We start from the raw sequence: 24502 nt of genomic DNA on the forward strand, positions 1-24502 counted from the left end.
TCCGGCATGACGATGGTCGTCGTCACCCACGAGATGGGCTTCGCCCGCGAGGTGGGCGACAGCCTGGTCTTCATGGACGAGGGCGTCGTGGTCGAATCGGGTCACCCCAAGGACGTCCTGACGAACCCGCAGCACGAGCGGACGCAGTCGTTCCTGTCCAAGGTGCTGTGACGCCGGTGCTGTGACGCCGGTGCTGTGGAGCGGCAAGGTGACGCGGGCGCGGTGACATCACCGTGTCCGCGTCACCGCCACCGCCGCGACCCCGCGTGCCAGATCACCGCCCGAGTGGTGGCCGACGGCCAGCAGTTCCCGCAGCGCGGGTTCCAGCGGGGCGTCGCCGTTCAGCGCCCGCACGAGGGCCGCCGCCTGCCCGACGCACTCGCCGCGCGCGGCATGACACAACAGAGCCGCCGAGAGCAGGGGGGTGCGGCAGGGGGCGTCGGCGAGCGCGTCCGTGAGCGGTGCCAGCGGGCCGCCCCAGGCCCGGCTCGCCAGCAACGCCCCGCACAGGACGTCGTCGCCGGACGGGGTGAGCCCGGGGCCGAGGCCCAGCAGGGCGCGCGCGGCACGGCGGATGCGAACCGCGCCGCCGGCGCGCAGAGCCCGCCGCAGCTCCGCAAGACCGGGGACGAGCGCGGGCGGCGGAGGCTGGGCCTCCGCGCCGAGCAGGGTGAGCAGGCGACGGAGGAGCGCGGGGCGTGGCGGGGGCGAGACGCCCTGGACACGGGGCGGTGTCCAGGACACCTCGGTCTGGAAGCGGTACGGCCCGAGAGTGACGCCGCCGGCACCGAAACCGGCTGGTGAGGCAACGTCTCGTAGTGCGTTCAAGGGCCGCTCCGCGGCGGAGCACGGCAGGACCAGTGCGTTCGGCAGCCGGATCGCGTCCCGGGTCACGACGGCCAGCGCCGGGAGGTCCGGGTCACCGGTGGCGAGGTGGAGGGCGTAACGGGTGGCGGCGGCCGGACGTGCCGGACGGCACGGGCCGTTCAGCAGCCCGGCGACGGCCGTGCTGGTCGCGCAGCCGATCCGCTGGACCGGCCCGTGAAAGGGGGCGGGCGCCGGCGCGGCGAGGGCACCGGCCGCCCCGATCCCGTCGGGCGGGCCGCCGCCCGTCACCCGTCGGCCTCCGGGCTCTTTGTGACCCGGCTCTCCTCGAAGGGGATCTCCTCGAACGCCTCCAGCGCGCCCGTGAAGCAGCGCATCGGCGCGTGGGTGAGCCCGGCGCCGATCTGGCCGATACCCGGTTCCCGGTGGGCGATGCCCGTGGTGACGACCGGTTCGAGCCCCGTGTCGACGACCTTGCGGACGTCGATGCCGAGCGGGCTGCCGACGAAGTCCAGCCCGGGGAGCCGGTAGTCGCGGTGCCGGCCGACGGTGAGCGTGGCCATCTCCTGGCTGACGCGCCGGGCCTGCTCCGGCGTACCACCGACGAAGCCGACGATCGCCGGGGCGGCGGCCAGCGCGAACCCGCCCAGGCCGTGCACCTCGGTGATGGCGCTGTCACCGATGTCGGGGTTGGCGTCCTCGGGCCCGTATCCGGCGAAGTAGAGGCCGTCGACGGGCGCGGCGGGTGCCGTGAACCAGGCGTCGCCGAGCCCGCTGACCCGTATGCCGACGTCGACGCCGTTGCGTGCGAAGGCGGTGACGACCGTCGAGTGGGGAACGTCGTGCCCGGCCATGAGGGCCAGCTTGCTGGCGGCCATGGAGAAGTTGAGGAACCAGTAGTTGTTGTCGCGCAGGAAGTCCAGGGCCTCGATGCCGCCGAGGTCCGCGTGCCGGGACAGGGCGGCGGCCAGCTCACGGGTGAGCAGGGCGCTCGCCGCGGTGTTGCGGCTGTGGCACTCGTCGCCCATCTGCAGGGCCTGCGCGGTGACGGAGCGCAGGTTGACCGGTTCCGCGAGGGAGCCGATCGCCGCCCGCAGGGCCGGTCCGAGGCGCTCTGACATCCAGCGCAGCCGGTCCATGACGTCGTCGCCGAGCGCGCCGTATCGCAGGCAACGGCCTTGTCCCTCGTTGAGGTTGGAGTACGCCCGCAAGCCGGTGGCCTGGTCCTCGACCACGATCAGGGGCATGGAGGCGGAGACGATGCCGGCCATCGGGCCGACCGCGTCGTGGTGATGGCAGGGTTCGAAACGGATGGCACCGGAGTCGGCGAGGCGCTCCGCGGCCTGCGGGGTGTCGGCCCAGCCCTCCAGGAGGGCGGCGCCGACGACGGCGGCGCGCATCGGGCCGCACATGCGCTCCCAGGCGATGGGTGGTCCGGCGTGCAACAGCAGCCGTTCCTCGGCCAGTTCGGGAAGGAGTTCGCCCGCGGGCCGGACATCGGTCCACAGGGGTACGACGTTCAGGACCCGCTCCAGGACCTGGGCGTTGGCGGCCTCGACGGCCGGGTGCGCGACCAGGCGGGCGAGTTTCGCGCCGAGTTCGGCGTCGCCGCCCGCCGGGGGACGCCAGTCGACGGTGGTCACCCGCGCTCCGGCGGCGCGCGGCGGCCCGGCGAACGCGTCGACACCGATGTTCACCACGTGCGGCATCGCCGACAGCAGGCCGTGGGCGGGCGCGGCGGCATCAGCGGGAGAAGCGGCATCTGCGGGGACGGCGGCATCGGCGGGGGCAGAGGCATCGGCGGGGGCAGCGGCGGGAGCGGTCATGGGGGTCATGTGGACTCTCCGATCCGGGAGGCGGCGGGTCGGGCCAGCACCCGGTCAAAGCCGCCCCCGCCGGCGAGCAGCTCCGCACACACCTGGGCGGCGGTCGTGCTGCTGTCCACGACGTACGCCCCCGCGTCCCGCAGGATCCGCTGCTGGACGGAGAGCCGTTGCGGATCGTCGTCGGTGCCGACCACGAAGGCGATCACGGGCGGGGCGTCCGGGGGAGCCTCCGCGAGGGTGTCGGCGACGGCCGACGCCGGGTTCTCGGCGGCGCCGTGACCGATGACGACGTCGAGGACGATCGCGGCCGACCGCGGATCGGTGAGCGCGGCGCGCAGATACGCGGTACGGACCGTGGGGTCGATCATCGGGTGCGGGCGCCCGGCGGTGAACGCGTCGTCGCCGAGGTCGAGGACGAGGTGCTGTTCCGGCAGGCGCGGGGGCGTGCCCGGAGTGGGCGGGGGAGCGGTGCGCGTGACGTCCTCCAGCACCGGGCCGAGCAGCCAGGCGGCCTCGTGGGCGAAGGTGCCGCCCGCGTACAGGGCCCGCAGGAGCCGGCGTGGCGCGGCCGGGGCGGGCACCTCCGGCGGCCTCGCGGGGGGCACCGGCCGGCCGAGGGCCAGGGACGCGGCGGACCTCGCCGCCTCGGACAGGGTGGGTGCGAGCACGACGGGGGGCGAGGCGGGGGAGGGCGCCGCCGCGGAGGAGGGGGCGGTTCCGCGGCGGCCCAGGAAGCACGCCACGACGGGCTTGCCCAGTTCTCCGGCGTGCCGCAGCAGCTGCTCGGCGACCTGCGGGGCGGGCGGCTTGGACACCAGGACGATCACCTCGGTGGCGGGGTCCGCGGCCAGGGCGTCGAGCCCGGCCCGCATGGTCACGCCCCCGACCTCCGCGCCCACGTCACGGCTGCCGGTACCGATGAGATGGCTGACGCCCGCGCCCATGGCGTGCAGCAGGCTCGACACCTGCTGAAGTCCTGTGCCGGAGGCGCCCACCAGGCCGACACCGCCGCGCCGCACCTCGTTGGCGAAGCCCAGCGGAACGCCTCCGATGACGGCGGTGCCGCAGTCCGGCCCCATGACGAGCAGCCCGCGGCGGTCGGCCTCCCGCTTCAGGAACACCTCCTGTGCGAGGGGGACGTGATCGCTGAAGACGAAGGCGTGCATCCCCCGGCGCAGGGCCTTGAGGACCTCGGCGGCGGCGTACGGGCCGGGCGTGGAGATGAGGGCGAGGGTCGCGTCGGCCGGCGCGCCCGCCAGGGAGCGCACCGGTGGCCCGGCGTCCGGACCGGTGTCCTGCGCGGACGTCGGCCCCTCGCCCGGCGCGGACAGTGTGTCGACCGCCGCGGCGAGGGCGGCGTCCACGGCGTCGGGGGCGCCGCGGACGGCGACGATCAGGTCGTTGGGACCGGCTTCCCGTCCCTCGACGGTCAGCAGCCCCGTCCGTTCGAGGACGTCGAGGTTGGCGGGTGTGCCCATGACGAGGCTGGCGGTCTCGACACCCGGCGGCTCGGCCAGGCGGGCGGCCACCCTCATCAGAGCGACGGAGTCGGAGTACAGATCCTTGTGCACGGCGTTTCGCAGCACCATGACCGTGACTGTAGGCACCGGCATGGTGCGCGGAGCATGGCTCGAAGTGCCCAACCGGCGGGCGATTTACCGGCACCGGCTGACAATGACGCCCGGCGGCCCGGGCGCCGCCGGGACGGGGCGGGTGCCGGCCGGGGGTTCAGCGGCGGTCGTGGGCGGACAGCAACCGCAGGGCGTGGACGGCCAGTTCGGTCTGGAGGCGAGCCGTCGGCCGGCGTTCCAGGCCGCCGGTGAGACGGTCGATCTGGCGCAGCCGGTAGCGCAAGGTGTTGTAGTGGATGTGCAGCCGGGAGGCGGTGGCCACGCCGTTGCGGTCCTGGAGCAGATAGACGCTCAGGGTCTCGACGAGATTGCCCTCGTGCCGCGCGTCGTGCGCGATCAGGGGGCCGAGCGCGTCGTCCACCAGGCACCGCAACTCCGCGGCGGGCAGCTGTCCGAGCAGCCGGTACACACCCAGGTCGGTGTAGCCGCGCACGAAGTCGGCGCCGTGCAGTTCGCGTCCGAGCGTGAGGGTCTGTACGGCTTCCTCGTAGCTGTGGTGGTAGTCCGTGAAGTCCGCCCGGACGGTGCCGGCCGCGACCGCCACGTCCCAGTCGGGGTGTGCGGCGGTGACGGCGGCGTGCAGCGCCTGGCAGCGAGCGGTGAGGGAGGTGCCGGGCTCCATCAGCAGGACGAGCCCGCTCTGGCTGCCCCAGGCGATCGCGCCGGGTCCGGCCGTCGGCCGCACCAGAGGCAACAGTCGCTCCTCCAGGGCGAGTTCGGTGAAGCCCGCGCTGCGGCCCGGTGCGGTCACCTCGACGAGGACGGCGGCGCGCGGCAGCGTCAGGTTCCAGCCCATCGCCGACGCCCTGCGCACGGTCTCGGCGCGGTCGCGCGGCGGCCGGGACACCAGCTCCATCAGCAGCAGGGTGCGATAGCGCTGCTGACGGCTGGCCAGGGCGCGTTCCTGGGCGGCGATGGTGGCGGCGACGGTCGTGGCATGCTCCAGCGCCATGCGCTGATGCGCGTCGAGCCCGAGCGCTCCAGGCCCGAGCGCTCCAGGCCCGTGCGCTCCCGGGGCGAGGTCCCCGAACCCGCCCGGCGGAAACTCCCCGGGCCCTCCCGATCCGGTCTCCTCGCCCCTGCCCGGCGCGACGCCCTCACCGCCTCCCGGCGTGATCTCGTCGACCGGGTCCGTGTCGCCCCGCCACAGGGCGACGGAGCCGCCGGCGCCCGTGCCGGTCTCGATGGCGCGGCTCGCGGTGGGCGGGCGGTCGGCGGGCGGGGCGCCGGCGGAGGCGAGGATCCAGCCGTGCTCGTCGAGTACGGCGGCCGCGCAGCCGGACAGCTCCAGCAGGACGTTCATGAGCTCCTGGTAGGAGCCCCCGTCCACGGCGACCGCGGTGAGCCGCTCGTGGATGACCCGGGACCGCTCCAGCTCCAGGGCCTGCCGGTTCAGCACCGTGCCGAGCACTTCGGACAGGATGTCGTTGAACATGACCGAACCTGGCAACTCCAGGACGGGGAAACCGAGTTCGTCGGCGGCCGCCAGCATCCGCGGCGGCAGCGCGGGCAGATACGGGCCGACCTTCACACCGAGGGCGGCCAGACCGCGTTCGGCGAGGCCCGGGACCAGGGCGCTCAGCGCCTCGGAGTCGTCACGGACCGCGTAGGCCGTGGTCAGCAGCAGTTCGCCGCCGCGCATCCAGCGGACGATGTCGGGGACTTCCATCACGTTGACGACGCGGATACGGCGGCCGCGGCCGCTCGCCCCGGCGACCAGGCGTGCGCCGCTCAAGCAGGGCAGGGCCAGTGCCTCGGCCACGGTCAGACCAGGGGAGAGGCCGGAGGGGACGGTCTGGGCGGAACCAATACCGATGCCAGTCATGCGAGTTCACTATGCGTCAGCGGAAGGTGACCCGTAATACCCTGTGCGTAACTTCTGTGTTTCCCGCCGGGGCCGCGGCGTCCCTTGTCAGCGGGTGTCAACCGCGGGCCGTCCACGCTGGCGTCCGGTGCCCATGACCGTCTCTCGGCACCGCCCCTACCGTGACCGCATGATTCCCCGAACCGTGTTGCGGACAGCGGTGGTCGCCATCGGCGGCAACGCGCTGCTGCGAGGTGGCGGCCGCGCCACCATCGCCGAACAGGTCGAGGCCGCACGAGCACTGGCGCAGCCGGTCGTCGAGCTGGCCGATGCGGGGTGGCGGGTCGTGGTCACCCACGGCAACGGACCCCAGGTCGGATTCATCAAGCGCCGCGCGGACCTCGCGGCATCTCTGGCCCCCGAACTCCCCACGCCGGACCTCGACATGTGCGTCGCCGACTCGCAAGGCGGCCTCGGCTCCATCCTGGCCACCGCGATCGCGGGCCGGCTGCGCCGCCTCGGCGGGGCGCCGGACCGCATCGCGGCGCTGGTCACCCACACCGTGGTCGACGCGGACGACGAGGCCTTCGCCCGGCCGACCAAGCCCATCGGCGCCTTCTACCCGGCCGCGCGAGCACAGGAGTTGGCCTCCGCGCACGACTGGACGGTGGCGGAGGAGGACGAGCGGGGCTGGCGGCGCGTGGTCCCGTCGCCCCGGCCGCGCCGCGTCCTGGAGACCGACGCGGTACGGGCGCTGTCCACGGCCGGATTCACCGTGATCGCGGGCGGTGGCGGCGGCATCCCGCTGGTGGAGTCCGTGGACGGCGGCTACCGGGGCGTGGAGGCGGTCATCGACAAGGACCTCACCTCGGCACACCTGGCCGCGGCGCTCGACGCGGACCTGCTGGTCATCACCACCGGCGTCGAACGGGTCGCCGTCGACTACGGGCGGCCCACCCAGCGCTTCCTGGACCGGCTGGACCGCGAGGAGGCCGAACGGCTCATGGCCCAGGGCCAGTTCCCCGCGGGCAGCATGGGCCCCAAGATCAGGGCGGCACTGGACTTCCTGGACGGCGCCCCCGGCCGCGCGGTGCTGATCACCTCCCCCGAACGGCTCGGCGCCGCGCTCGACGGACACACCGGCACCTGGTTCGGGCGCGATCCGGTGACCGCCGCCCAAACACCCCTCGACGCCACCGTCACGGCAGGGAGGCAGTGATGATCCTCGAATCGGGACACGGTCCGGTCGACGGCACGCACTATCTGCGGGCCACACCGGAATCCGTCGGCTGGGGACGGCTTCCCTGCCGCACCACGGAGCCGGGAGCGACGATCGAGTCCGGCGACACCGTCACCTTCGACACCATCTCCCACGAGGGCATCCTGGAGGACCAGGGCCGCGACCCGGTGGCCTTCTTCGGGCGGTACGGGATCGCCGCGACCGAGGTGCTGTCCGACGCGCGCCTGCTGGCGAAGACGCCGCCACCGCGGGACCCCGAGGCGGACGGCCCCCACGTCGTCACCGCACCCGTCCGGATCCGGGGCGCCGAACCCGGCGACCTCCTCAAGGCCGAGGTGCTGTCCCTGCACCTGCGGGCCGACTACGGGGTGATCTCCAGCCGGCACGGACGCGGCGCCCTGCCGGACGAGTTCGCCTGCGAGGGACCCGAGTTCACCTTCTGCACCGTGGAGCGCGAGGGAGGCCGCGACGTCGGCGTGATCCCGTACGGCGACGGCCGCTCGGCGCGGTTCCCGCTGCACCCCTTCATGGGCGTCATGGGCGTGGCCACCGACACCGACCACGGCGAGCACACGGTGCCGCCCGGACGGCACGGCGGCAACATCGACATCAAGGACCTCGCGACCGGCTCCGCCCTGTACCTGCCCGTGCAGACGGAGGGCGCCGGGTTCTACACGGGCGATCCGCACTACGCGCAGGGCAACGGCGAAGTCGCCCTCACCGCGATGGAGGCGCCGCTGCGCGCCACCTTCCGGCTCACCGTCCTCAAGGGCTCACGCGCCCGGTCCGCCGCCGCGGTCCTGAAGCAGCCCTTCGGCGAGACCGACCGGTACTGGATCCCCGTCGGGCTGCACGAGGACCTGAACCTCGCGATGCGCGCCGCGGTGCGTGCCGCCGTCGACTTCCTTTTCGACCGCTTCGGCATGGCCCGCACCACGGCCTACGCCTATCTCAGCGCCGCCGCCGACTTCGAGATCTCGCAGGTCGTCGACCAGGTCCAGGGCGTGCACTGCCTCATCCGCAAGGCCGACTTTTGCGCGTGACCGCGCGGTCCGTACCACCCGAACACGCGACCACCCGACCACCCACCATCGGGGAGGCCCTGTGCCACAGCTGATACTGCGTCAGGCCCGTGTCGAGGACGACCGGTCACCCCGCGACGTGGTGATCGACGACGGCAGGGTGAGCGCCGTCGGGGACGCCACCGGCAGGGAGGCGGACGAAGTGATCGAGTGCGACGGCCGGGTCGTCCTGCCCGGCTTCGTCGAACCCCATCTGCACCTCGACAAGGCCCTCCTGGACGGCGTACGCCCCAACCCCGACGGAACCCTGGCCGGCGCGATCGCCGTGACCGGGCAGCTCAAACGCGAGTTCACGCACGCCGGGGTACGGCAGCGGGCGCGCCGCGTCCTGGAGGCGGCCGTGCTCAACGGCACGACCGTGATCCGCGCGCACCCGGACGTCGACCCGATCGGGGGACTGCTCGGCGTCGAGGTGCTGCTGGAACTGCGCGAGGAGTACCGGGACCTGGTCGACCTGCAGATCGTGGCCTTTCCGCAGGAGGGCGTCCTGCGCTCACCCGGGACCGAGAAGCTCCTCGTCGACGCGCTGGCGGCGGGAGCCGACGTGATCGGCGGCTGCACGTACAACGAGGAGACCCTGGAGAACTGCCACCGGCACGTCGAACTCGTCCTCGACCTCGCGGCACAGCACGGCGTACCGGCCGATCTGCACGCCGACTTCGCCGACGACGCCTCCGATCCCCGGTACGCGCTCGCCGAGTTCATCGCCGAGCAGACGGCCCGGCGGGACCTGGGCGGGCGCGTGACACTCGGCCACATGACCTCGCTCGGCGGCAGGGCACCCGCCGACCGGGCGCGGGCGATGGCCGCCCTCGCCGACGCGGGCGTCGCGGTCGTGCCCCTGCCGGCGACCGATCTGCACCTGGGCGGCCGGCGCGACACCCAGGCGGTGCGGCGGGGCGTCGCCCCGGTGCGCGAGCTGTGGAGCAGCGGCGTCCTCGCCGCCTGCTCCTCGAACAACATCCGCAACGCCTTCACCCCGTACGGGCGCGCGGACCCCCTGGACACGGCACAGCTGCTGGCGCAGACCGGCCATCTGTCCGGGCCCGCCGACCTGAGCCGGGTGCTGCGCATGGTCACCCACGACGCGGCCCGGGTCGTGGGTGTCGCCGACGGCTACGGCGTACGGCCCGGCGCCCGCGCCGACCTGGTCGTGCTGGACACCCAGGTCTACGACGACATCGTCCTCGACCGGCCCGAGCGCGCGTACGTCGTCAAGGCCGGGAAGGTCGTGGCCCGCACCCGCAGAACGAGCGAACTCCTCACCCACTGAGGCCCGTTCGGCACCACCCGTCCCCTGACGTCCCCTGTCCGTCCGCCGTCCATCCACCGACCCCGCACCCCCCACCGCCCGCACGGCACCGCGCACCCGTCCCCAGACCTCCAGCCGAGGAGTCCCCATGCGCGAACGCCTCCCTCACGAAATCGTCGCCTCCGTCCTCGCCGGCCTGACGGCGTTCATCGGCGGCAACGCCCTGCACCTGCCTCCCTGGGCGATCTTCATCTCCTGGGCCGGCACCTTCATGCTCGGCGGTCCCAGCTGGGCCAACGCCCGCAGGCTGTGGCTCGCCATGCCCGCGGGCTCCACCTTCGCCCTCCTCATCGTGCTGGTGGAACAGCACGCGGGCGCGGCGCTCGGCGACGGCCAACTGGCCCGCAACGCCATGCAGGCCCTGGTCATCCTGGTCGTGAACAGCGCCCTGATGTACGCGGGACGGCTCAAGGCGCTGGCCCTGATCCCCGGCATGTTCTTCGGCTTCGCGAGCTTCTTCGCCACCTTCTTCGGCGGTTTCGGCTACGACGCCGGCAACCCCTGGGCGGCGTGGATCAGCGTCATCGCGATGAACGCCCTCGGACCCGTCTTCGCCTATCTCTCCAACCGGCTGACGTTCCCGGTCCGCACGACGGAACAGACGTCCGCCCGACCCTCGCCCGCCAAGCCCCCGGCGGCCGACCCGGGCCCCGCGTGAACCGGGACCTCCTACCGCAGTCGACGCCCCGGGGAGGGCACGTGACGAACGACTCGACCAACACGACCGACGCGACCAACGCGACTGACACAGACACGACCGGCGGCGCGAGAGACACCGGCCGGTACGGGCCGGGCGACGGCGACCACGCGGCGCTGGGCCACGAGTACGAACACGAACCGGTGCCCGCCTCGGCACGCCGCGGACTGCTGTCCGTGTCCGCGGTCTGGTTCGGCTTCCCGATGAACCTCGGCAACGCCGTCTTCGGCGGTGTCATCGTCTACAGCGTCTCTGATCAGCTAAGCGAACCTGTGCGAACCGTAAGGTCCAGCGTGCGTTCTGCCCACCTGGGTGGGGAAGCATGGGCGTGGAGATGGAATCCCGCGCCCAGTGCTGCTCCTCGTGGCCGGTGTCGGCGGGTGGTGGGTGTGCTGATCGTCGTCACGCCCTGGTGCCGGTGGGCTGCGCGGGGCAGTTTCGTCCGGCCCGTTGGTGCGTGTCCCTCCGGACGCTTTCCCGCCGGGCCCGAGGGGTCGGCGGGGGAGGGCGCCCTGCGTCGCCTGGGCGCGGGGCGTGGGGTTCTGCGCCGAGTGGCTCCGGTCTTGGACCGGTCTCTCCAGCGGGACTCGGTGCTGGCAGGTTCGACCGCCGCGGTGGCTTCGAGCTGGTCCACCACACTGCGGATGACCATGGCGCCGCTCGTACGGTCCACTACGGTCTTGGTCTGGTGGGCGAGGCCGCGTGCGGCGATGCGCTGCCACGCTCCCGTGTCGCGGTCGCCCTGCCAGCCGCAGTTCGGGTTCGGGCAGATGGCCCATTTCCAGCCGGGTGCGGTGGGCCGGTCGGGGGCTTTGCGGTGCCGCAGCGGGACGAGACAGCGGGGGCAGTGCCGGGAAGTATCTCGGGCTGGGACGGTGACGACTGCGATACCGGCTTCGGTGGCCAGATGCCGCATCCGGTCCACGATCTGTCCGCGGACCTGTTGGGACAGGCGGGTGTTGAGGGTGCGGCCCATGCCCCGAGCCTCCATCGAGCGGAGGTCCTCGACGTAGATCACGCTCGCCGAGGCAGCGATGGCCTGGTCGACGGTCCAGCGAGCGGCAGCCCAGGCCAGGGCGCGGTTGAGGTTTGACCGGCGGGTGCAGACGTGCCGGATCTCCTCGGCCAGGACTTCGAGTTTGCCCGTCAGATGATGTCCGTCGGTGTCACCGATGAGCCGGTCGTAGTGGTCGGTCTTGGCGTGCAGGTACTCGCTCTCGCGGCGCAGCCGGTGCCCTTTCGCGAGCACTCCGGCGGCTCTGAACTGGGCACCGGCTCCGACAGCTGTGAGGGAACCGTTGCCGTGGAGTCGGACGGCACCGGCGCTGAGCAGGGTGTTCAGGCCCCAGTCCACGCCCAGCGCATTGGTGTGCCCACTGCGTCGGGCCGCGGGAACCGCGTGGGTGTAGGCGAGGTCGGCGCGTGCCCGGCCCCGGTGGATGCGCAGGGTGGGCAGGTGTAGCACTGCACCGGGCGGGACGGTCGGCGGGAGTGTGATGGGGCAGGACACCCACGTCCAGTCCTGGTAGGAGCGTGGGTCGGGGCGGGTGGGTAATTGCAGCCGCAGAAGGGCCCGGCCTGGATCGTCGGCGCGCGCGATGGTGGCCTGCTGACTGTCGCACGCGGACAGCGGCAGGATCCGCGCTGTGCGGGGTGCGACTTCCAGTTCGAACACGTCGGTCGGTAGCCTGTCGTGCTTGCGTGCGAAGGCGGCGATCTGCCGGGTTCGGGAGGTGATGACGGTAGCGGGCAGGTATCCGCCCTCGGGGATGGCCTTGCGCACCGCATCCCACTCGTCCGGTGTTCGCTTCGTGGGTTCCGCGGGCCATGTCCCGATGACGCCCGTGGTCACATCCGCCCGCCATATTGTCGACCGCAGCATGCGTCCGGCCTGTTCCTGGGCCATGCGCACGATCCGGTCGTTGACACGGACGTCTTCTGGCGGCCTGATCGTCCAGCCCAGCCGCCTCAGAGCCATCCAGGCGTTCGACGGCAGCCCGCGGCCTGATGCATCCACGCCGGAGGCGAGCGTGTTCACGTCGGCGGCGTTCCAGTGCGCGGCCATTAGCCCGGCGACCATGCAGGACACCAGATCCGCAGCCCAACCCACCCGCTGGGACAGCACCGCGGCCGTCAACACCTCGCCCGTCTTCTCCGTCACACCCGTGCGCAGCAGGCCACGGGCAGAAGCCGTGCGGGCCGTCTCACCCTCACTGAGTGCCAGTCTCCGGCTCACCGGTCCCCCTTCCCGTCCGCGATGCTGTCATCCGATCAACGACACGACGATAGAAAGGTCACGCATTCGGTCCACGCGCGTACGTACGACTCCAGCAGGCGACCCATCGCTACAGGTCCCAAAGGGAAAACGTGAACCTCGGGCTGCTGCGCGGGGCTGCCGCCATCCTGTTCGGCAGCCTCGTCCTTCGCCTACGTCGATGCACTCGGTTGGCTTGCGGGCCGCACCGGAGAGAACTTCTCCCCATCCAGGGCCCCGAACGCATCGACGGCCGCATGGTCTCCCACACCGCCTGGACGGGCTTCACCCTGGCCGCCAACCTCACCGGCCAGCCCTCCGTCAGCGTCCCCGCGGGCTGGACCTCAGACGGCCTGCCCGTCGGCCTGCAGATCACCGGGCGCCATCTCGCCGACGCCGAGGTGCTGCGTGCCGCGGCGGCGTTCGAGCGGGCGGCACCCTGGGCCCACCGGTGGCCCGCCGACCCGCGGCAACCACCGCAACCGCCCACGACCGCGCCCTCGGGACTCTGACGGGACGGCACTCCGGCCGCCCGGCGCCGGGAGATCGCCCCGGGCGGAGCGGGGCGCGCACTCGGCTCCGTAGACTGCGCGTGTGGCTGAGCAGAGGAAGAGTGGCGCGAAGACCGGCGACGACGCGGAGCGGCCGGCACTCCCGGCGACCGGCTGGGCGGTGCTCGGACTGCTCTCCTTCGGTGAGGAGCTGTCCGGTTACGACCTGAAGAAGTGGGCGGACTGGTCGCTGGGCTTCTTCTACTGGAGCCCGTCGTTCAGCCAGATCTACAGCGAGCTCAAGCGCCTGGAGCAGGCCGGGTACGCCACGTCGCGGATGGTCGCGCAGGAGACCGGCAACCGCGACAAGAAGGTCTACCGGATCACCGACGAGGGACTGGAGGCGGTCCGCGCCTGGGCGCGCGAGTCGCCGGTGGAGCCGCCGGTGCTCAAGCACGGCGTCATGCTGCGCCTGTGGCTCGGGCATCTGCTGGAGCCCGAGCAGATGCGCGACGTGCTCGGCCGGCACCGGGAGTACGCCGAGACCATGCGCCGGCGCGCCGCCGCCGACGCGGAGGGCGGTCGCGCCGACGAGGCGTGGGCGTACCCCGTGCTGACACTGAAGTGGGCGGAGCGGTACTACGCCTCGGAGCGGGACCTGGCCGACGCCATGCTGGCCGACCTGGACGAACTGGAGAGCAGGCGCCCGTAGGTCCTGCGGAAGTACAGCAGCGGACCGCTGTCCCAGGTGTGGTCCGCCGTGGTCAGGGCGGTGACCCTGCCCAGCGCGATGGTGTGGTCGCCGCCGGGGAACGTCCCCGCCAGATCGCACTCGATCGTCGCGAGCGCCCCGTCCAGCAGCGGCGCGCCGTTGCGGCCCGGCGTCCAGCCGACCCCGGTGAACTTGTCCCCGCCGGTCACGGCGAACTGCCGGCACAACTCCTGCTGATCGGCCGCGAGGACGTTGACGGCGAACCGTCCGGCCGCGCGGAGCCTCGGCCACGTCGACGAGGTGTTCGCCGGGCAGAAGCACACCAGGGGCGGGTCCAGCGACACGGACGAGAAGGACTGGACGGCCATTCCGGCCGGCCGCCCGTCGGGCTGCGTCGCGGTGATCACCGCGACGCCGGTGCAGAAACTGCTCATCGCCTCCCGGAAGGTGGCGTCGTCGAGCGTGGCGGTCGCCGTGCGGGTGTGCGGAGCGAGGGCGGTCATGCGTCCTCCTGCATTCCTACTGGATGTCTATGCCTACTAGGTATATGCCTAACCGAAACACCTGTGATTGGATACCTCTCGCACCCGCACGTCAAGTGGGCGGAGCCCAGAGGAGCACCACGGAGGCAGCGGCAGATGAGATTCACGGAGGAACAGCGCGAACTGCGGTCGGCCGTAAGGGCGGTGCTCGCCCGCCACCCCGACGCGTCGGCCTGGCGACCCCTCACGGAGCAGATCGGCGTGGCGGCGCTCGCCGTACCCGAGGAGTTCGGCGGAGCGGGCGGTGGAGCGCTCGAAGTCCACGTGGTGATGGAGGAGTTGGGGCGCACCCTCGCCCCGGTCCCGTACCTCGGCTCCGCGGTGCTCGCCACCCAGGCCCTCCTGGCCTCGGGCGGCGACGGCGAGCTGCTGTCCGCGCTGGCGGAGGGCGCCGCGACCGGAGCCCTGGCCTGGGCCGAGGGCGGCTCCTGGGACCCGGCGGACACCCGGACGCGGGCCCGCCGGGGCGCGGACGGAACCTGGCGGCTGACCGGCACCAAGGACCACGTCCTGGACGGGGCCGACGCCGACGTGCTGCTCGTGGCCGCCCGCACGGACGCCGGCGTCTCCCTCTTCCAGGTCGCCGTGGACGGTGACGGCGTACGGCGCGAACGGCTGACGGCCATGGACACGTCCCGGCCCCAGGCCCGCGTGGTTCTGAACGGAGCCGGAGCGCGGCTGATCGGGACGGACGGCGACGGCGTGCGCGTGCTGCGGCACGTGCTCGACCTCGCGTGCACGGCGCTCGCGGCCGAGCAGGTGGGGGCGGCGGAGCGCTGCCTCGAGGTCACGGTGGCGTACGCGAGGGAGCGCGTCCAGTTCGGCCGCCCCATCGGCTCCTTCCAGGCCGTCAAACACCGGCTCGCGGACGCCTACGTGCTGGTGGAGTCGGCCCGCTCGGCGGCCCTCGGGGCGGCGACCGCGGCGGCGCAGGGGGCACCGGAGCTGTCCCGGTACGCCGCGGCGGCCAAGTCCGCCTGTTCGGAAGCCTTCTCGGCGGTGGCCGGGGAGATGATCCAGTTGCACGGCGGGATCGGCATCACCTGGGAACACGACGCCCACCGCTACTTCAAGCGGGCCCACGGCTCGGCCCAGCTCCTCGGCTCCCCGGCGTGGCACCGGGCCCGCCTGGCGGCGGAACTGGGACTGACGGACGACGGCCGCGGAGACGAGGACGCGGCGGCCTGAGCGCGGGTCTCCGAGACGCGCACAGTGGCACGACGGCTCGCCCTCCCGGGCAGGATCTCCGGGAGGGCGAGCCGTCGTGTGTGGGGTCAGACACCCCATGTCGTTTGAGGTCAAGCGGCGAGGACGCGGGCGCGGCACGCCGAGGGTGTGCCCCAGGCGGACCGCAGCGCGCGGGCCTTGCGGATCCACAGGGACAGGTCGAGTTCCTCGGTGTAGCCGAGGGCACCGTGCACCTGAAGGGCCGTGCGGGCGGCGGTGTAGGCGGCCTCGCAGGAGGTGACCTTGGCCGCGGCGATCTCCCGGCCGGCGTCCGTGGCGCCCGCGGTGAGCGCCAGGGCCGCGGCGTGGACCAGGGGCTGGGCGAACTCCAGGGCGATGAGGGTGTCGGCCAGGCGGTGCTTGATCGCCTGGAAGGAGCCGATGGCCACCCCGAACTGGGTGCGCTGGCGCGCGTACTCGACGGTCCGGTCCAGCAGGGCGCGGCCGAGGCCGAGGGCCTGGGCCGCGGTGACCAGCGCGGCGACGTCGGCGGCGTACGCGGCCGCGGCGGACACCGCGGGCCCCTGCGCGAGGACCGTTCCGCCGCCGGGCCGGGCCAGGCGGCGGGCCGGGTCCAGCGAGGACTGGAGGGCGCCGTGCTCCCCGGCCAGGCGTACGGTGTCGCCCTCGACGACGAACACCGCGTCGGCGGCGTCCGCGTCCAGGGCGTACGGGCTCTCGGAGGAGAGCAGGCACAGGGAGGCGACCGTCTTGCCGGAGGCGATGCCGGGCAGCCGGTCGGTGGCCGCGCTCTCGCCGCCCAGGCGGTCGAGAAGAGCCGCCGCGGCCACCGTCTCCACCAGCGGGCCCGGCACCGCGTGACGGCCCAACTCGGTGAAGGCGACGGCCAGTTCGACCGGAAGCATGCCCAGGCCGCCCTGCTCCTCCGGCACCGCGAGGCCGAAGATCCCGGCCTCCGCCAGCCGGCCCCACAGAGCGCGTCCGGGGCCGTGGTCCCCCTTCGCCCAGGCCCGGACGGCCGCGGGAGTCCCGGCCGCCGCGAGCATGCCGTCCAGTGAGCGGGCGAACTCCCGCTGTTCGTCGTCGAGGAGGAACCGCATCACCGGCGTCCCTTCGGCAGGCCGAGCAGCCGCTCGGCGATGATGTCGCGCTGGATCTCGTTGGTGCCCGCGTAGACGGGACCCGCGAGCGAGAACGTGTATCCCTCGGCCCAGCCGCCGTGTGCGGGCGCCTCCCCGGCCTCGTCGGAGAGTTCGCCGTACGGGCCGAGCAGATCGAGCGCCGTCTCGTGCAGGGCGATGTCCAGCTCGGACCAGTAGACCTTGTTGAGGCTCGACTCCGCGCCGATCGACCCTCCGGCCGCGAGGCGCGAGGCGCCCGCGTAGGTGAACAGCTGGTAGGCGCGGGCGCCGATCACCGCGTCGGCGACCCGGTCGCGCAGCGCGGTGTCGGACGGGTCGGCCTGCTCGTGCCACAGCCGGGTCAGCCGGTCGGCGGCCGCGGTGAAACGGCCGGGGGAGCGCAGGGTGAGCCCGCGCTCGTTGCCCGCCGTGCTCATCGCCACCCGCCAGCCCTGGCCCACCTCGCCGATCACGTCCTCGTCGGGTACGAAGACCTCGTCGAGGAACAGCTCGGCGAAGGCCGGCTTGCCGTCGAGGCGCCCGATGGGCCGTACCGTCACGCCCTCGGCGTCCAGCGGGAACATCAGGTAGGTCAGGCCCCGGTGGGGCTTGTCCGCGACGGGGTCGCTGCGGAACAGGCCGAAGGCGCGGTCGGCGAACGCGGCCCGTGACGACCAGGTCTTCTGGCCGCTCAGCAGCCAGCCGCCGTCGGTGCGCCGGGCCGTGGAGCGCAGCGAGGCGAGGTCCGAGCCGGCCTCCGGTTCCGACCAGGCCTGGGCCCAGATCACCTCGCCGCTCGCCATGGACGGCAGGACGCGCGCGCGCTGCTCCGGCGTCCCGTGCTCGAACAGGGTGGGGGCCAGCAGGTTGATGCCGTTCTGGCTGACCCGGCCGGGCGCGCCGGCCGCGAAGTACTCCTCCTCGAAGACGAGCCACTCAAGGACCGAGGCGCCCCGGCCGCCGTACTCCTTCGGCCAGGAGACGACCGACCAGCGGTCGGCGGACAGCGCCCGCTCCCACTCCCGGTGGGCCGCGAAACCCTCCGCCGTCTCCAGCGAGGGCAGCGGGCGATCGGGTACATGGGCGGCGAGCCAGGCGCGGGCCTCGGCCCGGAAGGCGTCCTCGGCGGCGGTGAAGTCGAGATCCATCAGGCTCCCGCCTCCGCCTCGCCGGCCGCCTTCATCGCGCGGACGTCCAGGCCGCCGAGCGAGTCCTTCGCGGTCTCGGCGTTGTGCGCGTGCGCGACATGGTGCAGCCCGAAGACCGAGTCCATGCCGGCGTGCATCCCCTGAAGATCCTCGGCCTGGTTGACGGCGCGCTTGGTCAGGGCCAGGCCCAGGCGCGGCATCTCGGCGACACGGTTCGCCAACTCCATGGTGCGGTCGGTGAGTTCGGCACGCGGGACGACACGGTTGACCATGCCGACCTCGTACGCGCGCTGGGCGCTCATCCGGTCGCCGGTGTAGAGGAACTCCTTGGCGATCCGCGGCGGCATCACCCACGGGTGGGCGAAGTACTCGACGCCGGGGATGCCCATGCGGACCACCGGGTCGGCGAAGAACGCGTCGTCGGAGGCGACGATCAGGTCGCACACCCAGGCGAGCATCAGGCCGCCCGCCACGCACGCGCCCTGCACCGACGCGATCACCGGCTTGGGCAGCTCGCGCCAGCGGCGGCACATGCCCAGGTAGACCTCCGACTCGCGGGCGAAGCGGCTCTCCGCCCCCTGCTTGTCGGAGTGGTCCCACCACAGGCCGGCCCGGCGGTCGAACGGCAGATGCGCGTCGCGTTCCGGAGTGCCGATGTCGTGCCCGGCGGAGAAGTGCTTCCCCGCCCCGGCGAGCACGACGACCTTGACCTCGTCGTCGTCGGCCGCGCGGTAGAAGGCCTGGTCCAGGGCGTAGGTCATCGCGGAGTTCTGGGCGTTGCGGTACTCGGGCCGGTCCATCGTGACCACGGCGACGGGGCCGTGGCGTTCGTAGCGGACGGGCCGCGCGGTCGCGGTGCGGGCAGCGGACATGCACGCCTCCTTTTCTAACAAGTGTTTGGTAGGTTAACGTGCGAGCCGTCAGCCGTCGAGCGTCCGGAGCCGCCCATGAGCACCGTCGAGGAGTTCCGTACCGAGGTCCGCGCCTGGCTGCGCGCCAACCTCACCGGTGAGTTCGCGAGCCTGCGCGGCCGCGGTGGCCCCGGCCGTGAGCACGAGGCGTTCGCCGAACGCCTCGCCTGGGAACGGCACATGGCGGCCGCCGGCTGGACCTGCGTCGGCTGGCCCAAGGAGTACGGCGGCCGGGGCGCGACCCTCGAGGAGCAGGTCGCCTTCCACGAGGAGTACGCCCTCGCGGACGCCCCCGCCCGCGTGGGCCACATCGGCGAGCAGCTGCTCGGACCCACCCTCATCGCCTTCGGCACGCCCGAACAGCGCGCGCGCTTCCTCGCGCCGATCGTCGCCGTCGAGGAACTGTGGTGCCAGGGCTACAGCGAGCCGGACGCCGGCTCCGACCTGGCGAACGTCCGGACCCGGGCCGAACTCGACGGCGGGGAATGGGTGGTGAGCGGACAGAAGATCTGGACGTCACTCGCCCACGAGTCCGACTGGTGCTTCGTCGTCGCCCGCACCGAACCCGGCTCCACCCGCCACGCCGGACTGTCCTACCTGCTGGTCCCACTGGACCAGGCGGGTGTGGAGGTCCGGCCCATCACCCAGCTGACCGGCACCTCCGAGTTCAACGAGGTGTTCTTCGACGGGGCCCGCACCCCCGCCGGGAACATCGTCGGCGCCCCCGGAGAGGGCTGGAAGGTCGCCATGGCCACCCTCGGCTTCGAACGGGGCGTGTCCACTCTCGGCCAACAGGTCGGATTCCGGCGCGAGTTGGAAGCCGTCATCGATCTGGCGAAGCGCAACGGCGCGGCCGGGGACCCGCTGATCCGGGACCGCATCGCCCGCGCCTGGACCGGCCTCGAGACCATCCGGTTCAACGCCCTGCGCATGCTGGAGGGCGTCACGGCCGGGGCACCGGGCCCCGAGGCGTCCATCGGGAAGATCTTCTGGGCCACCTGGCACCGGGAGCTCGGCGAACTCGCCATGGACGTCTGCGGCGCCGACGGCATGCTGGCCGCGGGCGAACCGTACGACCTCACCGACTGGCAGCGGCTGTTCCTCTTCTCCCGCTCCGACACCATCTACGCCGGTTCCAACGAGATCCAGCGGAACATCATCGCCGAACGCGTCCTCGGCCTGCCCAAGGAGGCCCGCCCGTGACCCCGACCACCCAGCCCCCGACCGTGCCCCCGTACGTCCCCGGCCACGACCTCCTGCGGGGCCGCACCGCCGTCATCACCGCCGCCGCCGGCGCCGGCATCGGCGGCGCCACCGCCCGGCGGCTGCTCGAAGAGGGCGCGCGCGTCGTCATCTCGGACGCCCACGCCCGAAGGCTGGGGGAGACCGAGGCCGAGCTGGCGGCGGCCTTCGGCGCGGACCGCGTCGCGGCGCTGCCCTGCGACGTCACCGACGAGACCCAGGTCGCCGCGCTGTTCGACCTCGCCGAGGAACGACACGGCCGTCTGGACATCGTCGTCAACAACGCCGGACTCGGCGGCACCGCCGACCTCGTCGAGATGACCGACGAGCAGTGGGACAAGGTCCTCGACGTCACCCTGGGCGGCACCTTCCGCTGCACCCGCGCCGCGCTGCGCCGGATGAAGGCGGCGGGCGGCGGGGGCGTCGTCGTCAACAACGCCTCCGTGATCGGCTGGCGCGCACAGCGGGGCCAGGCGCACTACGCCGCCGCCAAGGCCGGCGTCATGGCGCTCACCCGCTGCGCCGCCGTCGAGGCCGCCGAGTTCGGGGTACGGGTCAACGCCGTCTCGCCCAGCCTCGCCATGCACCCGCACCTGGTGAAGGTCACGACCCCGGAACTGCTCGAGGAACTGACCTCCCGCGAGGCGTTCGGCCGCTACGCCGAGCCCTGGGAGGTGGCCAACGTCATCGTCTTCCTGGCGTCCGGCTACTCCTCGTACATGACGGGCGAGATCGTGTCGGTCAGCAGCCAGCATGCGTGAGCGGCGCGAGGAACTCCTCGGCACCGCCGCCGAGGTCTTCGCCGAGCAGGGCTACAACGCCACCACCGTCCGCAAGATCGCGGACCGTGCCGGGATGCTCGCGGGCAGCCTCTACTACCACTTCGACTCCAAGGAGTCGATGCTGGAGGAGATCCTGCGGACCTTCCTCGACGAGCTGTGGGGCCGCTACGACGGCGTCCTGGCCGCCGGTCTCGGGCCCACCGAGACGCTGGGGGCGCTCGTCACCGAGTCCTTCCGGGAGATCGACCGGCACCGCGCCGCCGTCGCGATCTACCAGAAGGAGAGCAGACAGCTGCTCGCGCAGGACCGGTTCGCGTTCCTCGCCGAGTCGCAGCGCTCCTTCGAGAAGGCGTGGCTGGCCACGCTGGAACGCGGGGTCGCCGAAGGGGTCTTCCGTACCGACCTCGACGTCCGGCTCACCTACCGCTTCGTGCGCGACACCGTATGGGTCGCCGCGTCCTGGTACCAGCCGGGCGGACAGCACAGCCCGGAGGAGATCGCCCGCCAGTACCTGTCGATGGTGCTGGAGGGCATCGCCCTGCGCCCTGACGTGGCCCAGTAGACACACACAGAGATACAGACATCGAACGAGGAGTGACCATGGCCGAGGCATACATCGTCGAAGCGGTACGCACCCCCGTCGGCAGGCGAGGCGGGGGTCTCGCCGCCGTCCACCCGGCCGACCTCGGCGCCCACGTGCTCAAGGCGCTGATGACGCGCTCGGGCGTCGACCCGGCCGCCGTCGAGGACGTCGTCTTCGGCTGCCTGGACACCGTCGGCCCGCAGGCCGGCGACATAGCCCGGACCTGCTGGCTGGCCGCCGGGCTGCCGGAGGAGGTCCCGGGTGTCACGGTGGACCGGCAGTGCGGTTCCTCGCAGCAGGCCGTGCACTTCGCCGCCCAGGGCGTTCTCTCCGGCACCCAGGACCTGGTGGTGGCGGGCGGCGTGCAGAACATGTCGCAGATCCCCATCGCCTTCGCCAGCCGCCAGGCCGCCGAGCCGCTCGGGCTGACCGACGGCCCGTACATCGGCTCCGAGGGCTGGCGGGCCCGCTACGGCGACCAGCCGGTCAACCAGTTCCACGGCGCCGAACTCATCGCCGCGAAGTGGGACATCTCCCGCCGGGACATGGAGGAGTTCGCGCTGCGCTCCCACCAGCGGGCGGTCCGGGCCATCGACGAGGGCCGCTTCGAGAGGGAGATCGCCGCGTACGGGGACGTGACGACCGACGAGGGTCCGCGCCGCGACACCGGCCTGGAGAAGATGGCGGGCCTCAAGCCGCTGGTCGAGGGCGGCCGGCTGACCGCCGCCGTCTCCTCCCAGGTCTCCGACGGCGCCTCGGCGATGCTGCTGGCGAGCGAACGGGCCGTACGGGAGCACGGCCTGACCCCCCGCGCCCGCATCCACCACCTGTCGGTGCGCGGCGAGGACCCGATCCGGATGCTGTCCGCGCCGATCCCCGCCACGGCGTACGCGCTGAAGAAGGCCGGGATGACGCTCGACGACATCGACCTGGTCGAGATCAACGAGGCGTTCGCGTCCGTGGTGCTCGCGTGGCTGAAGGAGACCGGCGCCGACCCGGAGAAGGTCAACGTCAACGGCGGCGCCATCGCCCTCGGCCACCCTCTGGGCGCCACCGGCACCAAGCTCATGACCACCCTGCTGCACGAACTGGAGCGCACCGGGGGCCGCTACGGCCTGCAGACGATGTGCGAGGGCGGCGGCCAGGCCAACGTCACCATCATCGAGCGGCTCTGAGCGGATCGGGTCCGAAACGCGGGCACCCGTCCGCGGTCCCCGAGAGGGGCCGCGGACGGGTGGTCGTGCGTGCCTCAGGACGAGACGAGCACCGGGCCCCGGCTCCGGCGGAAGACGTGCGCCAGCGCCGGCTCCACGATCCCGCCGCCGGGCACCTCGCCGTCGAACCACCGGTCCACGCAGGTCCAGTGGTAGGGATGGCCCAGGTAGGCCCCGGTCAGATCCGCGACGTCCGCGAACTCCTGCTCCCAGACGTGCGTCCAGCGCGACGGCGTACGGACCTGGTCCACGTGGCTCAGCGCCCAGGACCTGATGGCGGGGATGTGGTCCGGCATGGCGAGGAGGTCCCGCTCCAGACCGGCCACGAGGTCGGCGGGCGTGCCCGGCCGCACGGTCAGCAGCAGCGTCCGCTTCACACGCGGGCCGGACAGCGAGACCGTCCGGCCGCGTACGGGCGCGAGCGCCACCATGTCCGACGGCTGTGGCACACCCAGCTCGGCGGCGATACCGACCGGCGACCGACGCGCCGTCACATCCCAGGTGGCACCCGTCCCACCGAAGCTCCCCGGAAGGTCGGACGCCGCCGAGGACGCCGACACACCGGGGAGCGCGCCCGCCGCGTCGTACGCCTCGGCGCCGTCCGCGGGGAGCATGGCCACCCAGCGGGTCATGCCGTCCCACCCTCCGCGTTCGACTCTTCGTCGAGGTCGACCGGTTCCAGCACCTGGCGATCGCGGTCCAGCGCCATCTCGTCCGTGCGCGACCAGAACGCGGCCACGCCCGGGTCGTTCTTCGCCACGGCGCGCGCGGCGAAGAACGCGGCGCTGTCCGGCAGTGACCACAGGACCCGGACGGCCACCGTGTCCGGCCCCGTCCAGCTGCGCCACACACGCTCCGCGACCATGCCGCGGCCCTGGGCGCCCGGCAGATAGTCGGCGCGCCAGCGGCGCAGCCATGGCCTCACCCGGTCACCCGCGAGCACGACGGTGTCGATGACCTGGACCCCGCTCACGACAGCTTCTCCAGCACCTCGGCGCGGTAGCGGTCGACCTGCTCGCGCAGCGCGGCCAGACCGCGCGGGCCCGTGATCCCGTCCGTGCCCCGGATGCGGGGCGCGATGACGAGGCGGGTCGCACCCGCGTCGGTGAAGCCGCGCACCCACGACGGATCCCCTTCCCGGTCCCGGTCGCGGGAGCCGGGCCACACCGTGATCTCCACGGCGTCCTCGGCCCGTCCCGCCCCGCGCGCGGCGGCCCGCATCAGCTCCGCCTGACGGGCGAAGTCCTCGGGGCCGATCGTGTACGGGAACCAGCCGTCGCCGACGCGGCCCGCCCGCTGGACGGCCGGGTCGCTGTTGCCGCCGAGGACGACCGGTACGGCCCCCGCCCCGGGCTGCGGCAGGGAGCGCAGGGCGGTGAAGGAGACGTGCCGTCCCGCGTACGAGGCGGGGGCGTCCGCCCACAGCGCGCGCATCGCCTCGACGCACTCCTCCAGTCGCCGCCCCCGGTCCCGGTAGGGCACGCCGACGGCCTCGTACTCCTCCTTCTGCCAGCCGATGCCGAGTCCCAGCATCAGCCGGCCGCCGGAGTGCCGGTCGATCGTGGCGGCGCGTTTGGCCAGGACCACCGGGCTGTGCAGCGGGGCGACCATCATGGCGGTGCCGAAGCGCAGGGTGGTGCACGCGCCGGCGAGGAAGGCGATGGTCTCCAAGGGGTCGGGCATGGGGACGGAGCCCGAACTGCCCGGTATCCGGCCGTCGTCGGCGTAGGGGTAGCGGGGTTCGTAGCCGTCGGCGACGGCGACGTGCTCGACGGTCCACAGCGACTCGACGCCGCACTCCTCCAGCGTGCCCGCGAGGTCGCGGAGGAAGCCGCCGGAGGTGATCAGACCGTCGGTGAACGGCGCCATCATTCCCAGTTTCAGCATGCGGGGTGTT

General features: G+C 73.0%; 23 protein-coding genes and 1 pseudogene. 12 read left to right on the forward strand and 12 right to left on the reverse strand.

The features are described 5' to 3' along the window. Positions 1 to 171 (forward strand): annotated as a pseudogene (locus ACWD5D_RS29245) (ectoine/hydroxyectoine ABC transporter ATP-binding protein EhuA); the annotation flags it as partial. A 57-nt stretch (positions 172 to 228) separates the two neighbouring features. On the opposite strand, the gene ACWD5D_RS29250 reads toward ACWD5D_RS29245, so the two are convergent. The 4 genes from ACWD5D_RS29250 to ACWD5D_RS29265 form a co-directional block, all read right to left on the reverse strand. Continuing rightward, positions 229 to 1116, reverse strand: a complete 888-nt coding sequence (locus ACWD5D_RS29250) for a DUF2877 domain-containing protein (RefSeq protein WP_451375753.1) — start codon at positions 1114 to 1116, stop codon at positions 229 to 231. After that, positions 1113 to 2660, reverse strand: a complete 1548-nt coding sequence (locus ACWD5D_RS29255; protein WP_451375754.1) for an oxamate carbamoyltransferase subunit AllG family protein — start codon at positions 2658 to 2660, stop codon at positions 1113 to 1115. The genes ACWD5D_RS29250 and ACWD5D_RS29255 overlap by 4 nt, the downstream gene beginning before the upstream one ends. Further along, the gene (locus tag ACWD5D_RS29260) at positions 2657 to 4240 is read right to left on the reverse strand and encodes an acyl-CoA synthetase FdrA (protein WP_451375755.1); all 1584 of its coding nucleotides are present in this window, start codon (positions 4238 to 4240) and stop codon (positions 2657 to 2659) included. Before ACWD5D_RS29260 ends, ACWD5D_RS29255 begins: the two co-directional genes overlap by 4 nt. 139 nt (positions 4241 to 4379) lie before the next feature. Further along, the gene (locus ACWD5D_RS29265; protein WP_451375756.1) at positions 4380 to 6107 is read right to left on the reverse strand and encodes a PucR family transcriptional regulator; all 1728 of its coding nucleotides are present in this window, start codon (positions 6105 to 6107) and stop codon (positions 4380 to 4382) included. A 169-nt stretch (positions 6108 to 6276) separates the two neighbouring features. Here ACWD5D_RS29265 and ACWD5D_RS29270 point away from each other — a divergent pair, with 169 nt between their 5' ends. The 4 genes from ACWD5D_RS29270 to ACWD5D_RS29285 all read left to right on the forward strand — a co-directional run bounded on the left by ACWD5D_RS29270 (position 6277) and on the right by ACWD5D_RS29285 (position 10378). After that, positions 6277 to 7305 carry a carbamate kinase gene (locus ACWD5D_RS29270; RefSeq protein WP_451375757.1) on the forward strand — a complete coding sequence of 343 codons (1029 nt, stop codon included), beginning with the start codon at positions 6277 to 6279 and terminating at the stop codon, positions 7303 to 7305. After that, positions 7305 to 8369: an acetamidase/formamidase family protein gene (locus tag ACWD5D_RS29275; protein WP_451375758.1), complete on the forward strand. Its 1065-nt coding sequence runs from the start codon at positions 7305 to 7307 to the stop codon at positions 8367 to 8369. Before ACWD5D_RS29270 ends, ACWD5D_RS29275 begins: the two co-directional genes overlap by 1 nt. A 61-nt stretch (positions 8370 to 8430) precedes the next feature. Next, positions 8431 to 9681 (forward strand): amidohydrolase family protein, encoded by a 1251-nt coding sequence (locus ACWD5D_RS29280; RefSeq protein WP_451375759.1) that lies wholly within the window; start codon positions 8431 to 8433, stop codon positions 9679 to 9681. A 127-nt stretch (positions 9682 to 9808) separates the two neighbouring features. Continuing rightward, positions 9809 to 10378 carry a DUF1097 domain-containing protein gene (locus ACWD5D_RS29285; protein ID WP_451375760.1) on the forward strand — a complete coding sequence of 190 codons (570 nt, stop codon included), beginning with the start codon at positions 9809 to 9811 and terminating at the stop codon, positions 10376 to 10378. Positions 10379 to 10673: 295 nt separating this feature from the next. On the opposite strand, the gene ACWD5D_RS29290 is transcribed toward ACWD5D_RS29285, so the two are convergent. Then, positions 10674 to 12653, reverse strand: coding sequence for a zinc ribbon domain-containing protein (locus tag ACWD5D_RS29290; RefSeq protein WP_451375761.1), 1980 nt, complete (start codon positions 12651 to 12653; stop codon positions 10674 to 10676). A gap of 275 nt (positions 12654 to 12928) precedes the next feature. Between ACWD5D_RS29290 and ACWD5D_RS29295 the strand changes: the two genes are divergently transcribed. Together ACWD5D_RS29295 and ACWD5D_RS29300 are read left to right on the forward strand one after the other, a co-directional pair. Then, complete coding sequence (locus tag ACWD5D_RS29295) at positions 12929 to 13183, forward strand: amidase family protein (protein WP_451375762.1); 255 nt, start codon at positions 12929 to 12931, stop codon at positions 13181 to 13183. A gap of 82 nt (positions 13184 to 13265) precedes the next feature. Then, on the forward strand, positions 13266 to 13874 hold the full coding sequence (locus tag ACWD5D_RS29300; protein WP_451375763.1) for a PadR family transcriptional regulator: 609 nt from the start codon (positions 13266 to 13268) through the stop codon (positions 13872 to 13874). Here ACWD5D_RS29300 and ACWD5D_RS29305 read toward each other — a convergent pair. Next, on the reverse strand, positions 13802 to 14377 hold the full coding sequence (locus ACWD5D_RS29305; protein ID WP_451375764.1) for a flavin reductase family protein: 576 nt from the start codon (positions 14375 to 14377) through the stop codon (positions 13802 to 13804). The genes ACWD5D_RS29300 and ACWD5D_RS29305 overlap by 73 nt on opposite strands. A 135-nt stretch (positions 14378 to 14512) precedes the next feature. Between ACWD5D_RS29305 and ACWD5D_RS29310 the strand changes: the two genes are divergently transcribed. Next, positions 14513 to 15604, forward strand: a complete 1092-nt coding sequence (locus ACWD5D_RS29310; RefSeq protein WP_451375765.1) for an acyl-CoA dehydrogenase family protein — start codon at positions 14513 to 14515, stop codon at positions 15602 to 15604. Positions 15605 to 15714: 110 nt separating this feature from the next. Here the strand turns inward: ACWD5D_RS29310 and ACWD5D_RS29315 are convergent, their stop codons facing one another. Genes ACWD5D_RS29315 through ACWD5D_RS29325 form a run of 3 tightly spaced genes read right to left on the reverse strand, consistent with a single transcriptional unit; the run spans position 15715 to position 18745 of the window. Beyond that, a complete protein-coding gene (locus ACWD5D_RS29315; RefSeq protein ID WP_451375766.1) occupies positions 15715 to 16704 on the reverse strand; it encodes an acyl-CoA dehydrogenase family protein in 990 nt (329 codons plus the stop codon). After that, positions 16704 to 17873, reverse strand: a complete 1170-nt coding sequence (locus tag ACWD5D_RS29320) for an acyl-CoA dehydrogenase family protein (RefSeq protein WP_451375767.1) — start codon at positions 17871 to 17873, stop codon at positions 16704 to 16706. The genes ACWD5D_RS29315 and ACWD5D_RS29320 overlap by 1 nt, the downstream gene beginning before the upstream one ends. Then, positions 17873 to 18745: an enoyl-CoA hydratase gene (locus ACWD5D_RS29325; RefSeq protein WP_451375768.1), complete on the reverse strand. Its 873-nt coding sequence runs from the start codon at positions 18743 to 18745 to the stop codon at positions 17873 to 17875. The genes ACWD5D_RS29320 and ACWD5D_RS29325 overlap by 1 nt, the downstream gene beginning before the upstream one ends. Positions 18746 to 18820: 75 nt before the next feature. Here ACWD5D_RS29325 and ACWD5D_RS29330 point away from each other — a divergent pair, with 75 nt between their 5' ends. The 4 genes from ACWD5D_RS29330 to ACWD5D_RS29345 are packed head-to-tail and all read left to right on the forward strand — an operon-like array spanning position 18821 to position 22566. Continuing rightward, positions 18821 to 19987 (forward strand): acyl-CoA dehydrogenase family protein, encoded by a 1167-nt coding sequence (locus ACWD5D_RS29330; RefSeq protein WP_451375769.1) that lies wholly within the window; start codon positions 18821 to 18823, stop codon positions 19985 to 19987. Continuing rightward, positions 19984 to 20787 (forward strand): SDR family oxidoreductase, encoded by an 804-nt coding sequence (locus ACWD5D_RS29335; RefSeq protein WP_451375770.1) that lies wholly within the window; start codon positions 19984 to 19986, stop codon positions 20785 to 20787. Before ACWD5D_RS29330 ends, ACWD5D_RS29335 begins: the two co-directional genes overlap by 4 nt. Next, positions 20780 to 21370, forward strand: coding sequence for a TetR/AcrR family transcriptional regulator (locus ACWD5D_RS29340; protein ID WP_451375771.1), 591 nt, complete (start codon positions 20780 to 20782; stop codon positions 21368 to 21370). The genes ACWD5D_RS29335 and ACWD5D_RS29340 overlap by 8 nt, the downstream gene beginning before the upstream one ends. 38 nt (positions 21371 to 21408) lie before the next feature. Further along, positions 21409 to 22566: an acetyl-CoA C-acetyltransferase gene (locus ACWD5D_RS29345; RefSeq protein ID WP_451375772.1), complete on the forward strand. Its 1158-nt coding sequence runs from the start codon at positions 21409 to 21411 to the stop codon at positions 22564 to 22566. 74 nt (positions 22567 to 22640) lie between these two features. On the opposite strand, the gene ACWD5D_RS29350 is transcribed toward ACWD5D_RS29345, so the two are convergent. The 3 genes from ACWD5D_RS29350 to ACWD5D_RS29360 are packed head-to-tail and all read right to left on the reverse strand — an operon-like array spanning position 22641 to position 24492. After that, entirely contained in the window at positions 22641 to 23237 is a 597-nt protein-coding gene (locus ACWD5D_RS29350) for a Dabb family protein (protein ID WP_451375773.1), read from the reverse strand. Beyond that, positions 23234 to 23578, reverse strand: coding sequence for an NIPSNAP family protein (locus ACWD5D_RS29355; protein ID WP_451375774.1), 345 nt, complete (start codon positions 23576 to 23578; stop codon positions 23234 to 23236). Before ACWD5D_RS29355 ends, ACWD5D_RS29350 begins: the two co-directional genes overlap by 4 nt. Further along, positions 23575 to 24492, reverse strand: a complete 918-nt coding sequence (locus tag ACWD5D_RS29360) for an LLM class F420-dependent oxidoreductase (RefSeq protein ID WP_451375775.1) — start codon at positions 24490 to 24492, stop codon at positions 23575 to 23577. The genes ACWD5D_RS29355 and ACWD5D_RS29360 overlap by 4 nt, the downstream gene beginning before the upstream one ends. Positions 24493 to 24502 lie beyond the last annotated feature (10 nt).

The organism is Streptomyces sp. NPDC002520 (assembly GCF_053595235.1).